This window comes from Ectothiorhodospiraceae bacterium BW-2, from assembly GCA_008375315.1.
In the GTDB taxonomy this organism is placed as follows: domain Bacteria; phylum Pseudomonadota; class Gammaproteobacteria; order Thiohalomonadales; family Thiohalomonadaceae; genus BW-2.
Map to the genome: position 1 here is coordinate 194021 of CP032507.1, position 15090 is coordinate 209110.

The window sequence follows — 15090 nt, forward strand, 5'->3', positions numbered from 1 at the left end:
TAACCATGAAACAAACGAATGAAAACATCTCGATCCGTCTCAATACCACCGGCGATCTATTCAGCCGCGTCGCCTCCATTCTGGAACAGGCGCGCGCCAATGTTGTCCGCTCGGTCAACTCCAACATGGTGCTGGCGTACTGGCTGATCGGACGGGAGATTGTGCAGGAATTGCAGCAGGGTGAAGAACGGGCGGAGTATGGAAAAAAGATTATTGACGATCTCTCTACACGATTGAAAAGTCGATTCGGGCGTGGTTTCTCCACGACCAATCTCCGTTACTTTCGCACCTTTTACACCGTCTATGCGGATCGTCTCCCCGAAATTCGCCATATCGGATCTGGCGTTTCCGCGCCCGATCAAATTCGCCAGACTCAATCCGGCGTTTTGGATGACCTGGCGGAGGCCGTGGATGCGGTCTCGGAACCTCGCGGATTTTCTGCTGTGCTGGGCTGGTCGCACTATCAAGTGCTGATGGGGGTTGAAAACCGCAATGAACGGCTGTTCTATGAAATCGAGGCCGAAAAGGAGGGGTGGGAGGTCAAGCATCTTGAACGACAGATTCACACCTGTCTTTTTGGCCGGTTGCTGAAAAGCCGTGACAAGGCAGGGGTCATGAAGCTGGCCGGCGAAGGGCAGGTGCTGCAAACGGCGCAGGATGCGATTCGCAACCCCTATGTTCTGGATTTTCTTGGCATACCTGAAGCCGATGTGTTGCATGAATCGGCACTTGAATCGGCGATCATCTACAACCTTCAGTCGTTTCTGCTCGAGTTGGGCAAGGGATTCGCCTTTGTCGGACGTCAAAAGCGGCTGCAATTCGATGCGGATTATTTCTATATCGATCTGGTCTTCTACAACTGCATCCTGAAGTGCTACCTACTGATCGACCTGAAGATCGGCGAGCTGACCCATCAGGATGTGGGACAGATGGACAGCTATGTTCGGATGTTTGACGATAAATACCTGACGTCCGGGGACAATCCAACTATCGGCCTGATTCTGTGCGCAAAGAAGAACGAAACGATTGCGAGGTATTCCGTGTTGAACGAGAGCCGTCAGATTTTCGCCTCGAAATACATGCTCTATCTGCCGACCGAAGAAGAACTCAGGCTCGAAATAGAACGGGAGCGTCGATTGATTGAACCCGCCCTGAACAGAGAGGACAAACCATGAGTAAGATCCAATGGGAATACAATCTGGTCGAACGGCCTTTTTGCGAACAACTTCAAACCATGGGCTGGTCGTGGATCGAAGGCGATGTGGATGTGGCCGAACTCACTGAACGAGAGAACTTCCGTGAGGTGCTCCTGAAGGGCCGCTTGGCGGAAGCGCTAAGGCGGATCAACCTTCGCGATGGGCAGCCCTGGCTCGACGAAGCCCGCATCACCAAGTCTATTCGTGATCTGTCACCCCCCACCGTTCATCGGGTGATGGAGGTCAATCAAGCCGCGACTGAACTCTTGCTCAAGGGAACCGTGGTGGACGGGCTGCCGGATTGGGACAACTGCAGGCCCCAGCCGATTCGCTATATCGATTTTGAACACCCTGAAAAGAACGACTTTTTGGTCGTCAATCAATTCAAGGTCGAGCTGACCAGCGGTCGGGGTCATGTCATCCCCGATGCGGTTCTGTTCATCAACGGTATTCCGATTGTTGTAGCCGAATTTAAGAGCCCCGGCATTGAAAATCCGATGCATGAGGCGATCAATCAATTACTCCGTTATTCAAACCAGCGCCGCGAGCTGTTCCCAACCCTTTATACCGATAACGAAGGCGTCGAGAAGCTGTTTCATACCAACCAGCTTCTGATCGCCAGCAACTTCTTCGAGGCACGAGCCGCAACCATCGGCGCTCCCCCTGAGGCATATCTGGAATGGTCCGATACCAGCCCGGTTCCCATGAGCACGGTTGCCGAGGAACTCGGGATCATCTCGGCCAATGATGACCTTGAAGAGGCCAAAGGTGAACTGTTGGCCGTTGGGCCAGAGCAGACAGAGCGCGTAGGCACGCCTCTCTTTTTCCGGCATACGGAACAGCGCCCCGAGGCGTTAAGGAGTGCTCACGGTGCTGGGCTGCAAAGTCAGCAGATACTGACGGCTGGCATGTTGCGCCCGGTGCATTTGCTGGACCTGATCCGCAATTTTACCGTTTTTCAGCAGGTTGATGGCAAGACCCGCAAAGTCGTGGCCCGTTATCAGCAGTTCCGTGCCATTCAGAAGGCAACCATCAGGCTTCAGGAGGGGCGGACAAGATCGCAGGGAGCTGAACGGGACGAAAGGGGCGGCATCATCTGGCATACCCAGGGCTCCGGTAAGAGTCTCAGTATGGTGTTTCTGGTTCGCAAAATGCGGACCCTGGAGCGGCTCAAGCGCTACAAGATTGTTACCGTCACCGACCGTACAGATCTGGAAGGTCAGCTTCGTGAAACGGCTCGGCTCTCCGGCGAGGCCGTGCGGCCCACGGACAAGGACCGGAGTACCAGGGAATCCTCAACCGCTCTGACCCAGCGGATACTGTCCGAGACAACTCCGGATATTGTTTTTGCCATGCTGCAGAAGTATCAAGATGTTGACCGGCAGGCCAAGAACGATGAAAAGATCGCCATGACCATCGTCCGCAAGGAAAAGAAACCGGGCAAGGATGAGCCAGTCGTGGAAAAAGAGGTGACCTTCGAAGAGAGCATCCGCTTCGAGGAGTTTCCTGTCCTCAATGAATCGGACGAGATCCTGGTGCTGGTGGATGAGGCTCACCGTTCACACACCCGATCTCTGCACCGCAATCTGCGCAGAGCCCTGCCCAATGCGGCAATCATTGGATTCACCGGCACGCCGATTCTGAGCAAGGAAAAAACGGAAACCCGGGAAATATTCGGCGACTTCATCGATAAATATCTGCTGCAGGATGCCGAGTTGGATGGCGCAACAGTGCCGATCCTCTATGAAGGCCGGACGGCTGATGGCCTCGTCAAGGATGCTCCGAGCCTCGATCAACTGTTCGAGGATATGTTCCGCACCTATTCAGAGGAAGAACTGGCGGTTATCAAAGCCAAGTATGGTACCGCTGGCGATATTCTGGAAGCACCTTTGCTGATCGAACAGAAAGCAAAGGATATGCTGCGCCATTATGTAGGTGTTGTTTTGCCTGAGGGCTACAAGGCCCAGGTTGTTGCAACCAGTCGCCGCGCCGCCATCGTTTACCGCGAAAAATTGTTGGCCGCCAGGGATGAGCTTGTCAGAGATCTGGAAGGCATTCCTGCCGCGACGCTGGCGCTCCCGGACCATGAGATTGAACTGCTTGATCCGCAACCACGATTCCTTGTGCGTGCGCACGCGCTGCTTCCGCTGATCAGAGGGCTGGATGTAGCGGTCGTCATTTCTGGGAACCATAATGATCCGGAATCCTGGTGGGATTGGTCAAACAAGGAAAAGCAGGACGAATACACCAAGCGTTTCAAGCGCAAACTGGCGGCAGAACGGACAGAAAAAACTGATCCGCTCGCCATGATGGTTGTGAACAACATGCTTCTGACTGGTTTCGATGCTGCTCCAACCAAGCCCACCAGAGGCTGTTTAATTGGGGCAGCGTCATCGACTCAAGCCTGAGTTCCGACAGAAATTGGGCTCTGACGGTTCGGTGCCACCGTTCCAGTTTGCCTTTTCCTTGCGGGGCGTAGGGGCGGCAGTGGATTAAAGCTATCCCTAACCGGGCGCAAATCCCTTTTAGCGAGTCAGCCCGATAGGCCGCTCCGTTATCAATGACCAGTTTTTTGGGGAGGCCGCGTTTTAATACCGCCTGTTTGAGTACCCCTTCCACATCCAGAGCCGTTTCGCCTAAACAGAAAGCGCCATGGGGCACCAGCCGGGAGGCATCATCCATCAGGCTGATAAGATAGACTTTGCGCAAGCGACCCTCATGCATCACCTTGGGGCCATGCATCGCATCACTGTACCAAATATCACCGGCAAACTCCGCCTCAAAGGCGCGATACTCTTGAGGTTCTGACTCACCGCCACGCACCGCAGAGAGCCCGTGCTGTTGCAGCAAGCGGTGTACGGTCGAGCGCGACAGCGACCCTTTTGGCACCTCGCCCCGCTCCTCCATCAGTCGAACCAACTGTCGGACAGAGCGCTTGAGGTTCTCTTTTTTCGCTAAAATGATTTGCTGCTGCAGTGAGGGCGGAAGCTGTCAAGCAATTTGAGACCAGTTGTTAAAAAAATAAAGCTCTAAATCTAGCCGGTGATTGCCACTGCCCTCACCGGCAAATTTCGCCTATGTTGAGTCATGACGCAACAAGGAGCGAACATGACCCTCATGGCCCTTTGCCGCAAGAGCCAAGCCCTTCAGCAAGGGGGAGCTGCAAGGCGAACTGCAACCCCTAATCTAGGAACCTCCCTCCTGCACCGCGTTACCCACAGCCCGCCCCCCTACGATAATAAGGGGGTCTCCGGGGGGCGGGCTATGGATAACGCTCTGTCATTCAGCCACCACAACCGGCTAAAGCCATCGACGATAGACCCACTAGCGGCACCGTCACTCATCTCTCCTTCGCTCTATTCAGGGTTGGATAGTTGACCTCCAGCGACCCCACCCCCTCCTCCGGTAGAGCGGGGTTAATCCATACCTCAGTAGGGGGTTGCTTAACCTTGGGCTCACCATGAATAAAGCGTTTCGGATGCTGCTGATAGGCCTGCTTCAGCGCCTGTTCACGCTGCTCGCTAACCTCCTTGTAACGACCGGTAAATACCTGCTCTGGAGTGAACCACGCAATCCCTCGATGGTGGTGGTGGAAACAGTACCAGTCAACATAGTCACTAAACCATATTCTGGCATGGTCAACTCCTGTCAATCGTTGAGGATAATCGGGTTGTTGCTTGAGTGTTTTAAATTGACTCTCGCTAAACGGATTGTCGTTACTGACTCGTGGACGGCTGTGGGAGCAGGTGATCCCCAGTTCGGCCATCAAGTCGAGATAGCCTCTGGCGGTCATCGGCACACCTCTATCCTGATGCAGTGTTAAGCCACTGAGCGCGACCCGATAGCGAGCCGCTGCGTCACTGATTAACAGCTTGGAGAGCTCACTATTCTCCTTCCTTGAGACCATCCAAGCCACAATAAAACGGCTGTAGAGATCCATCACCACATAGAGATTCAAGAAGTTACCCTGCTCTGTGGTGGGAAGCTTAGTGATATCCCATGTCCAAACCTCATTCGGGCGGGTCGCCCGTAATCGGGGGATAGCGTGTGATTTGGCCGGTTTTTGAGCTCGCCGCTCTCCCGTCTGTTGATTAGCACGAAGGATCCGATACATCGTACTGATTGAACAGTAATATTTCCCTTCATCCAGCAGGCTAGCATAGATCTCTGCCGGAGGTTGGTCATAGAATCGTTCGCTGTTCAAAAGCCCCAGAACGGCTTGCCTCTCTGCCTCACTCAGCGCATTGGCTGCGACGGGTCTTGGAAGGCTCGCTCGGGGGGAGACAACCGGAGCCTGTCGGCGGTAGTAGCCTGCACGCGAGAGCGCTAGGCTATCGCAAGCGGCTCTTATGCTCACCGAACTGGGGCACTCTTTTTCAACTAATCTCATAAGCTTATCTCTGTGTTCATCTGCTCCAATAAGCTGAAGGCTTTTTTTTGGAGCGCAATCACCCCTTCGGTCTGCTGTAACCGTTGGCTAAGACGCTGAATTTCCTTCTTTAAACGCTCTATCTCCTTATCTCGCTTGTCTAGGCTCGGTTTGCGACCACTCTGTTTCCCTTTCAGGCCAGCCTGCCCCTGTGCTTGCAGTTGTCGGCGCCATTTGGTCAGATGGGAGCTGTAGATCTGCTCTTTGCGCAGCAGCTCGCCTAGCTGACCCGGCTCCTTGCACTGCTCTGCTTCTGCTAGGATCCGAAGCTTCTCTTCCTCACTAAATTTGCGGTAGGAGCGCTTCTCTTCATCGGGGTCGGTAACCTCGTTGGAGGGTAAAACGGTAGTATCTTTGGGCATCGTGTATCTCCTCTGTTGCCCCCCTGATTCTACATTCATTTCTCATCAGGGGTGGTCTCAGGGTATCTTGACACTCAGGGAGGGGGATAATTTAGAGGCACCTTTGTCGAGCCTGGGCTTGGGAACGAGCCCTTCCAGCCCCTGTTTGAGGTAGAGATAGTACCACCCCTCAATGGTTTTGGCGCTTAACTGCGTACGGTGACTATTGGGAATCGCCCAGGTTCTCTGCGCCAGTTTCTCCAGCTCTTGTTTTAAATCGCCCTGCCGCAGTGTCTGGCTGATTAAACTGCCAATCACGCTAAAGCGAAACAGGGCGATGGGATCATTGCTATTCATGTGTTGCTCCAATGGTTAATTAAAGAGCGAGGGATTAAATAACAAACGATCTAAAAGCGGGAGTTGCTAAACAGTGTGGGGTTAATAATAACAGTAGGTTATCGTATCTTAACCCGCAAAAAAGTTGTCAGTTCACGGGACAATCACCCCTGTTCTATCGAGGGTTGCCATACATTTTGACAACCCTACACTCTTCAGCGCTTGCTGCCAGTAAGTTTCAAAATGGCTGTAGCGCTCCTGCTGTGGGAAAAAAGTGGCCAGCCTGAAACGGTACAGCTGACTCTTCTCGTCCAGCCAGCCCCACCAGCGGGTTAAGGTGCGACGCGACGGCAAAAATTGTTGACTGACGGCATTAAATGACTGGCCACATAGCACGGCTAACAGCATCTGTTGCTGGATAATCCAAAGATACCAGCGTCGGGGCGGAATACATTCGGGTAAACGGGAGCAGGTTCGCTTACATGCCGGGCAAAAAAAGCGGGGAATTGGGCAAGGGTTATAAACCCCCTGACTCTCCAACCCTCGATCCGGATAGCGAAAATAGACGCCATGGCTCCACAGTTGTGTTTTGCCACAGTGCGGGCAGCAATCCGGAAAATATTGCTCCGGTTCGGCCTGAAGTTGCTGATGGTGTTGCTCAAGAGTAGTGATATTGGGCATAATACGCGACATGGGTACTCCTTTCGGTTGCGTGCGATGACGGCAAATTGTCACATTTTACCGCAGGGAGATACCCTCTGTTTTCCTCCTATCCGTCCCAGAATGCTAGCAAGTGAATTGAAAAAGAACCTCTTTGTCAGAGCGGGTCATTTCGGCTGTAGTGCCCTTTGATTTTGTGGGTCGTTACACCCCCAATTATCAACTCTCCTTAAAAAAGAGACAGGGGCAGGGGTTCTATGAGGGATGGTAAGTTATGTCCTAATAAATGGCTACACCGGACATCCAAAAGCTACGCGGCTTTCCGCTACGCTTCAAGTCGCTCCGCTTTCGGCTACCGGTGAGCCCAAGTGTTATGCGAAATGAAGCCGAACGAGGTAATACATGCTCAAGAAAATCACACTGAAAGGTGAGCAAAAAAAAGTACTTTTTTTGCCAGCGATGAATCCGATACAAATAAAAGGCGTTGCAGGAAGTGGAAAAACGACAGTTGCTCTTTATCGAGCAAAGCACCTGCTTGAAACACAAAATACTCTGTTTCAAGAGGCAAAAGTAATTATTTTTACCTTTAACAAAACTCTTGCTGCCTATATCAAAGCTGTAAGCCCCCATATAAACGGAGGTTACAACAGCCAAAGTGATGAAATAAGACCTAAAACAGCTAATGGGCTAAATGTTCAGGTCGTCAACTTTCATAGCTGGGCTTATAGGTTTGCTGGAATAGGATATAATCAAACCATTATGCAATGGGATCAAATTGATATTATTAGAGACATAATTACTAGAATGGACTCAGGCACATCAAATGTTTTAGGTAAAAGCCCCGAGTTTTTTCAAGAGGAAATATCATGGATTAAAGGAAAGTTATTTACAGATAAGAACGAGTACTTTGATGCTAAAAGAGTTGGTAGGGGTACGTCTGACCGGATTACAAAGAAAGACAAAGTGGTTATTTGGGATGTATACAGTAGATATAGTGCGGTTCTAAAAAATAGAGGAAATGTGGATTTTGATGATTATGCAATTTTGTGTCTTAAAAAAATTAGCAGTACACCAAATTTTATACCACCTTACACGCATATTATAATTGATGAGGCGCAAGATTTAAATAAGGCTCAAATTCTAACTATATCCAAAATAGTCGACCAAGAAACAAATAGTCTTTCAATAATTGCCGATGCGGCACAAAGAATATATAAAAGTGGTTTTGTGTGGAGTGAGGTTGGAATAAATGTACGTGGTGGAAGAACTATAGAATTCAAAAAAAATTACCGAAACACAGTTCATATTGCCAACGCTGCTTTATCGTTGTTGAATCATGAAAGTGACAAATCAGAGTTTACGGAAGTAAAAACAGCTTTGAAAGGTGGTAGTAAACCTAAGGTTGGTTATTTCAACAACTATAATGAACAACTTAATTGGGTGAAATCAGAGCTTGATAAACTTAGCAATGATGATGAAATTGGTAATACTGTTATCCTACATAGAACTAATTCAGGCGTTAAGGCCTTGCAAAGTTTTTTATCTAAGCATGGTTATGCCACAGAGTTTGTTAAATCAAGCCAGTCCGTTAATTATGAAAGTGAAAGCATAAAGATATGCACCATGAGCTCAGTAAAAGGATTGGAGTTTAGAAATGTTTTTATTATTGATTTGAATGATGATGTTATCCCATTTCCTCCTGGGTTCATAAGTGAAAATGATGAATTTCATATTTCTACGGAAAGACGATTGCTATATACATGCATGACAAGGGCAATAATAAACTTATATCTGCTTAGTAGCGAAACACCGTCTCGTTATTTGGGTGAGATTAGTAGTAAATTTCTTGATGTATTCAGAAAATCAGAACTATCGAATAATGTACTCTTTGATGATGATATTCAATTTTAGGTTATAAGAATATGGCGTTAAAAAACAAATTTAATGATTTTGTAAAGGAAATCAAAGAGAGAGAAATTGAATATTTAGTTCATTTTACTCCAACTTTAAATCTTTACAGTATTCTTGAGCAAAAACAATTAATGAGTAGTTCAGTATTGGAGAGATTGGATATTGAACAGTATGATATCCTTGATTATGTGCAATTCACGGACGATGTTAGATACGATGACAAGAGATATATTAACTTATCAATTTCATCGCCAAATACTTTTTTATTCTCTAAATTCATGAGTAAAACAGCTAATGATATGACAATTAATTGGTGCGTGTTGAAAATAAAACCCAAACATATATATGACTTAGATACATTAAAGTTGTTTCCCAATCAAACCATATAGTTTATAATTAATTTTTTTAAACAATTTTTTGAAAGGTTTTAATGATGAAATTTAGCACATCAGAGTTAAATACTGATAGAGGTTGGGCTGCTGCTACTGGCATAAAGAAAAAGCAGTTTTACTTAATTTTGGAAACTTTCGAAAAAAGCCACTCTAGTATTATCGAATCGAAATTACTTAAAAATACGATTGAAATTGGTGATGAATTCTGTATCAAAAACACAGAGGAACTTTTATTTTTTACGCTGTTCAGTTTAAAGAGTGGATTAACTTATGATAACTTGGGTTTTGTGGCTGGAATATCATCATCTTATGCGCACAAAATTCAAGCATTTGGTCTCTCTGTTTTGGAGCACGCATTAAATGAGTTAGAATGTATGCCAATTAGAAAATTTAAGGATCCCACTGAATTTAAAGAGTTTTTTGAGAAAAATAATATCGAAAACATACTCATAGACGCAACCGAGCAACCGAAACAAAGACCATCAGAATATGATAGACAAAAAGAACATTTTTCAGGTAAAAAAAAAGGCATACAGTAAAGGCTTTAGTGATTGCAACCTCTGGAAGAAATATCCCATATATAAGTATGCCATATGCAGGTAGTGTACATGATTTTTCAATGATGAAGCAAGAATTTGATCCGATGGAAAACTGGTTTGAAAATATGAATGCAAATGTTGATTTAGGGTTTCTTGGTATTGAGTCTGTTTATGATTTTAACTCAATAAAAATTCCACATAAAAAACCTAAAAATGGCTCATTGACAGATGAGCAAAAAGCAGAAAATAAAATGGTTGGTTCTGAGAGGATTTTCGTTGAACATAGCATTGGTGGGCTAAAACGTTTTAGAGCTTTAGCTGATAGATTAAGAACTCATTCCGTCAAGTTATATAGCAAAATACTAGGAATATGCGCTGGAATCTGGAATTTCTCTCTCGCTAACCCATTGATTTAAAAAAAGAAACATGTCTATGGTAGAAGAGCGGTGAACCTCTGCGATTATTTTCATCAAATCTTGCTAAGGGTAGTCCAAGTGGGACTTTACCCATACCGCTTCCTAAACCAGAACGAAACTGCTTGTATGCTATTCCCACAGAGTCAAGCAGACTTTTATAATCACTATCTGTGCCGCACTGTGCCGCACGAGTATATTGACTAAATGTCGTGAACGGAGGAAGTGACTTAACTGCTTCCATTCTCGGTTGAATAGACATGTTTCTTTTTTTAAATCAATGGGTTAGCGAGAGAGAAATTCCAGATTCCAGCGCATATTCCTAGTATTTTGCTATATAACTTGACGGAATGAGTTCTTAATCTATCAGCTAAAGCTCTAAAACGTTTTAGCCCACCAATGCTATGTTCAACGAAAATCCTCTCAGAACCAACCATTTTATTTTCTGCTTTTTGCTCATCTGTCAATGAGCCATTTTTAGGTTTTTTATGTGGAATTTTTATTGAGTTAAAATCATAAACAGACTCAATACCAAGAAACCCTAAATCAACATTTGCATTCATATTTTCAAACCAGTTTTCCATCGGATCAAATTCTTGCTTCATCATTGAAAAATCATGTACACTACCTGCATATGGCATACTTATATATGGGATATTTCTTCCAGAGGTTGCAATCACTAAAGCCTTTACTGTATGCCTTTTTTTTTACCTGAAAAATGTTCTTTTTGTCTATCATATTCTGATGGTCTTTGTTTCGGTTGCTCGGTTGCGTCTATGAGTATGTTTTCGATATTATTTTTCTCAAAAAACTCTTTAAATTCAGTGGGATCCTTAAATTTTCTAATTGGCATACATTCTAACTCATTTAATGCGTGCTCCAAAACAGAGAGACCAAATGCTTGAATTTTGTGCGCATAAGATGATGATATTCCAGCCACAAAACCCAAGTTATCATAAGTTAATCCACTCTTTAAACTGAACAGCGTAAAAAATAAAAGTTCCTCTGTGTTTTTGATACAGAATTCATCACCAATTTCAATCGTATTTTTAAGTAATTTCGATTCGATAATACTAGAGTGGCTTTTTTCGAAAGTTTCCAAAATTAAGTAAAACTGCTTTTTCTTTATGCCAGTAGCAGCAGCCCAACCTCTATCAGTATTTAACTCTGATGTGCTAAATTTCATCATTAAAACCTTTCAAAAAATTGTTTAAAAAAATTAATTATAAACTATATGGTTTGATTGGGAAACAACTTTAATAAGTTGGGATAACGCTGTTGTGTACGCATTTTCATCCGCAAAGCAACAAGATTCACCATTCAGCATTTGAATGGCTACTGAGCCAAAACCACGCCGGGAACGACTACCTAAGCCGCCAACCATACCCCATAACTTTAAAGCATCTTTTAGTTGCTGAAGCTGCTCTTCGTCAACACTATTTTTTAAAATCAGCTGTAAGGTAAATTCACCCTGTTTAATAGCATAACGATGACTTGACTCTTGGGTCCTATCTAGGCCATAGCCAATATAACCTGAACCACCATCATTGTTTTGGGGCCAATCACTAATCGTTCCTCCCGTTTTTGATTGCTCTGACAGCTTCAGATAAACTTTCGACTGCCCTTTACGGGCATCATTAGGATCGGCAGCACTGCCAAATAGAGTGGCCTCCTGAGAATGCAGTTCTTTTAATGCAGCTTCACTATCATCACCAAAATATTCTATCAGTGAGTACCAACGCAAAGCCCGCCACCAAAAACGCAAAGCCCCTTTAATTGAGGGTGGACGCAGTTGTGGTGAACTAGTATGACTATCGCCATCACCAATAAACATCGGTGTCACAATAGAAAATTTTGCTTCAACACAATCCATAAACAACTCTCCTATGATTATTTAGCGCTCTCATTTTAGCTCCTTTTTAAACAATTTTAATGCAACGCCTTATCCAATCTATCCAACACAAACACACCGCCTTCAAAATGGCCATAAATACGCCGCGCATCGCCATCCGCCCAGCCATCCATCTCATGGGTTGAAGGCAACATCGATTTGCCTTTTAACTGTTTAAAATCGAGCGACGCCGGGTTATAACTCTCCTGATAAAGGTGCTTAACCAACTGGTCGATACGCTCATTAACCTGCTTGCACCGCTCTGCTGGGAGTTTGCTCACCGATGGTTGCCAGCGCTCACCATAGATCACTTTGCTGTCCGGCGAAGGATAGATGGCCGCTCGGTAAAGTTCGTTTTTAGCCTCTCGCCACAATAGCTCACCCCAGGCCGATAGCGCTAACTCCCCCTCGACCTCAAACAGCAGGGTATCGGGAATGAGTCCATCGAGCTCCTGGCGCGTGACGGCAAGATCGTTGCCTAAGCGGCGAAACAGCGTCAGGTTCTGCTCGATAATCTCTGTTGCATCTAGTTTGATCGGTAAGCGCGGAATACGCAGCAGATCACCGGTTTCAAAAATATAGACCGTCTCATCGGCATAGAAATTAGCCATGCTCTGCAAAAAGCCCTGTACCCCTTTAAAGCCACCGGTCAGATTAAAGATAACCCTATAACCCGACTGTTGATAGGCGGGTAACTCCTCTGCAAATTTTTTCACTAAATCGGAGAGTGATATCTGGAACTCATCTAGGCGTGCCGTCTGCAGCCCAGAGTGGCGATAGACATCAACCACCAGATCGCTACCCTGGCGCTGCAACCACTCCTGCACTAGCAGTGCGGTCTGTTCGCCTATCCAAGTATCGGTACTTAGCAGCAGATGGATATCGTTACGCCGGGGAATTTCGCCCTCATAGCAGCCTAAAATACCGTTTAACTCAGCCGAGGCGCGGCGTGCTTCGGTAATATCCGCCTGATTCAAGCGTTCTCTAGCTTCAGCTATCAGCTGCTGCAATATGATCTGTGATTCAGGGGGAATGTCAGCTAAATTTTTAGCATTCGCATGATAAAAAATGAGTCGTTTCTGGTCGCCGTTTTTTACCAAATTACTCAATGATGATGTTCCGCAAGGAGAGAGAATATAGTGTAATGACATCAGTTTTTACCCCAAATTTTAAACATAGAATTGGTCAAAGTGGTACATTGTCAAATCCACGACACTGTGACAAGTCAATTTTGGCACGATATTGACCCGAACCTCGTTTTCCGGCCATAAAAATAATATAACCACTATCGGCTACTTTTTTGCCTAACTGCTCCCTTAACCGTTTATTAATCCGGGCCACTCTTTCACTAAAGAAATTTTGGCTCATCCCCTGTTGTAATGATTTTTCGGTGCGTTCTGTGCTATCCATATCACCATAAATCCAGCGATATATAGGCACAAATGATTCGCTATAAGCCTGTTCCGGTTCCAGTTCATGCGGTTTAACCAAGTCCCCCTCTCTGTCTGACATCATAATGACCCAAAGATAGAAAGCCATATCAATGGGGGGGAGATCCAGTCGCTCCTCATTCGCATAGAGCTCTCTCTTTTGATCTAAATAAAGATGGGGCTCCTGCTGCTGCTGTCGGGTGGTTCGGTTTACAATTTCAGCAAAACCACTCTCTCCTAATAATAGCGACTCTGGAATATCCTCCCGTAATCTTAAAAAGGGGATATCGGCAAGCATCACGGTCGCATCTTTGGTGTCCAGAGGACGATTATCACGAGTGTGTATTACCCGACTATGTAGTGTGGGGTAGAAAAACTCCTTATGGCTCTCATAGTGCTCCTGCACCAGAACATGACTTAAACGATCCTGAGTGCGCCCGAATAGCGACATGGCATAGCCCAAATAGTAGCCCATCGTCTTTCTGCCACCGGCAATAGAGGCGTGAATAGCGCTCTTCGGATCGTTACATAGTTGACGAACGATCGCTGTAATGGTGTCAGCCGCTATTTCATTATCTGTTTCGGTGCGAATATCGCTAAGTAGCGCTGCTCCATCACTAATCGTATGGATCTCTGATTCACCAAATGTAATTGATGGTAGCTCGTACTCCTGACACAGCCGATGGAAATAGCCATCCTGTTGATGCAGTAAATTCAGTCTTGCGCGATGCGCTCCCTCTTCAGTGGTGATTAGGTGTATCTCGGTAGGGATAAAGGGTTTGTCGCGATTAATCGCTAAACCGTACAGCGTTTCTGTGACAATTTGGGGCGATAGGCCACTAACGGCCAGCAGAATGCGGCGAGTGTAGTTTTGATTCGGTTCTGGTGACATAATTACTCTTGTCTTAAGCTTAGTTAATCTAGCCGTCCTGTAACGCTACCCGGAGCCGGCAACAAGCAGCAAGTAGGATCAAAGCTCGCATTATCGGGCTCTGCCATAGGTATTTTAATATAGGACATCGCGTAACTCCCTGATTTAGTCTGAATAGGTACGAATAACTTTTAAAATCAACGCACCTATCCTACCACCTCGCAGCGATCGGGGCTACCCTTGACAAGGTTGTGGGGATTATTTCATTTTATGCTTAAAAACAGTCATTACGAGAGCATCAATAATGGCCTGTCGTTTCACAGTCATGACGCTATCATTTGTATGATACTGTTTAACATTTGCTGGCATTTGGAGGCTTTATGAAAACCGAAATGCGAGGAGGTGGGCTTAAGTCCATCCTAAGCAATTAAGATTTTTGCTAGGGCGGTCATTAATCATGGTGACATTCCCTGTGCTTTGACCCTTAATCAACCTAATAGATTAACAGTCTCAGCTATTATGCAAATAATACTACATCACTCTAGGTTTTCCATCACGGATAAAACATGAATTCTTGTCTTAATCCCCTATCACACGGAGAAGGTTTCATACATAGAGTTCACAAGGCTGTGGCACAACACAAAAGATGGCGACTCAAGCAGCAGCCCATTTTTTCACCGT

15 protein-coding genes and 2 pseudogenes are annotated in these 15090 nt (G+C 46.0%); 7 read left to right on the forward strand and 10 right to left on the reverse strand.

The genetic code is table 11. The features are described 5' to 3' along the window. Nucleotides 1-5: 5 nt before the first annotated feature. Nucleotides 6-1175, forward strand: a complete 1170-nt coding sequence (locus D5085_00810; protein ID QEP41813.1) for a DUF1016 domain-containing protein — start codon at nucleotides 6-8, stop codon at nucleotides 1173-1175. Continuing rightward, nucleotides 1172-3604 (forward strand): type I restriction endonuclease subunit R, encoded by a 2433-nt coding sequence (locus D5085_00815; GenBank protein QEP41814.1) that lies wholly within the window; start codon nucleotides 1172-1174, stop codon nucleotides 3602-3604. The genes D5085_00810 and D5085_00815 overlap by 4 nt, the downstream gene beginning before the upstream one ends. On the opposite strand, the pseudogene D5085_00820 reads toward D5085_00815, so the two are convergent. The 5 genes and pseudogenes from D5085_00820 to D5085_00840 all read right to left on the reverse strand — a co-directional run bounded on the left by D5085_00820 (nucleotide 3543) and on the right by D5085_00840 (nucleotide 6995). After that, a pseudogene (locus D5085_00820) lies at nucleotides 3543-4103 on the reverse strand (transposase). The gene D5085_00815 and the pseudogene D5085_00820 sit on opposite strands and share 62 nt — an antisense overlap. 433 nt (nucleotides 4104-4536) lie before the next feature. Beyond that, complete coding sequence (locus tag D5085_00825; protein QEP41815.1) at nucleotides 4537-5586, reverse strand: IS3 family transposase; 1050 nt, start codon at nucleotides 5584-5586, stop codon at nucleotides 4537-4539. Then, on the reverse strand, nucleotides 5583-6026 hold the full coding sequence (locus tag D5085_00830) for a hypothetical protein (GenBank protein ID QEP41816.1): 444 nt from the start codon (nucleotides 6024-6026) through the stop codon (nucleotides 5583-5585). Before D5085_00830 ends, D5085_00825 begins: the two co-directional genes overlap by 4 nt. A gap of 18 nt (nucleotides 6027-6044) precedes the next feature. Further along, nucleotides 6045-6323, reverse strand: a complete 279-nt coding sequence (locus D5085_00835) for a hypothetical protein (protein QEP41817.1) — start codon at nucleotides 6321-6323, stop codon at nucleotides 6045-6047. A 132-nt stretch (nucleotides 6324-6455) separates the two neighbouring features. Further along, complete coding sequence (locus D5085_00840) at nucleotides 6456-6995, reverse strand: hypothetical protein (GenBank protein ID QEP41818.1); 540 nt, start codon at nucleotides 6993-6995, stop codon at nucleotides 6456-6458. 369 nt (nucleotides 6996-7364) lie between these two features. Here D5085_00840 and D5085_00845 point away from each other — a divergent pair, with 369 nt between their 5' ends. Genes D5085_00845 through D5085_00860 form a run of 4 tightly spaced genes read left to right on the forward strand, consistent with a single transcriptional unit; the run spans nucleotide 7365 to nucleotide 10220 of the window. Then, complete coding sequence (locus tag D5085_00845; protein ID QEP41819.1) at nucleotides 7365-8873, forward strand: ATP-dependent helicase; 1509 nt, start codon at nucleotides 7365-7367, stop codon at nucleotides 8871-8873. An 11-nt stretch (nucleotides 8874-8884) separates the two neighbouring features. Continuing rightward, nucleotides 8885-9262: a DUF4433 domain-containing protein gene (locus tag D5085_00850; protein QEP41820.1), complete on the forward strand. Its 378-nt coding sequence runs from the start codon at nucleotides 8885-8887 to the stop codon at nucleotides 9260-9262. A gap of 44 nt (nucleotides 9263-9306) precedes the next feature. After that, entirely contained in the window at nucleotides 9307-9804 is a 498-nt protein-coding gene (locus D5085_00855) for a transposase family protein (protein QEP41821.1), read from the forward strand. A gap of 8 nt (nucleotides 9805-9812) precedes the next feature. Beyond that, nucleotides 9813-10220: a hypothetical protein gene (locus D5085_00860; protein QEP41822.1), complete on the forward strand. Its 408-nt coding sequence runs from the start codon at nucleotides 9813-9815 to the stop codon at nucleotides 10218-10220. A gap of 269 nt (nucleotides 10221-10489) precedes the next feature. On the opposite strand, the gene D5085_00865 is transcribed toward D5085_00860, so the two are convergent. From D5085_00865 to D5085_00885, 5 genes are read right to left on the reverse strand one after another with little or no spacing between them, the layout of a single operon-like run. Then, a complete protein-coding gene (locus tag D5085_00865) occupies nucleotides 10490-10897 on the reverse strand; it encodes a hypothetical protein (GenBank protein QEP41823.1) in 408 nt (135 codons plus the stop codon). 8 nt (nucleotides 10898-10905) lie between these two features. Continuing rightward, on the reverse strand, nucleotides 10906-11403 hold the full coding sequence (locus tag D5085_00870) for a transposase family protein (GenBank protein QEP41824.1): 498 nt from the start codon (nucleotides 11401-11403) through the stop codon (nucleotides 10906-10908). Nucleotides 11404-11436: 33 nt separating this feature from the next. Further along, a complete protein-coding gene (gene cmr1, locus D5085_00875) occupies nucleotides 11437-12090 on the reverse strand; it encodes a type III-B CRISPR module RAMP protein Cmr1 (GenBank protein QEP41825.1) in 654 nt (217 codons plus the stop codon). Nucleotides 12091-12146: 56 nt separating this feature from the next. Next, nucleotides 12147-13259: a hypothetical protein gene (locus tag D5085_00880; protein ID QEP41826.1), complete on the reverse strand. Its 1113-nt coding sequence runs from the start codon at nucleotides 13257-13259 to the stop codon at nucleotides 12147-12149. Between the two features lie 34 nt (nucleotides 13260-13293). Continuing rightward, entirely contained in the window at nucleotides 13294-14430 is a 1137-nt protein-coding gene (locus D5085_00885; protein ID QEP41827.1) for a TIGR02584 family CRISPR-associated protein, read from the reverse strand. A 381-nt stretch (nucleotides 14431-14811) separates the two neighbouring features. Here D5085_00885 and D5085_00890 point away from each other — a divergent pair. Beyond that, nucleotides 14812-14979, forward strand: a pseudogene (locus tag D5085_00890) (hypothetical protein). Nucleotides 14980-15090: the final 111 nt, after the last annotated feature.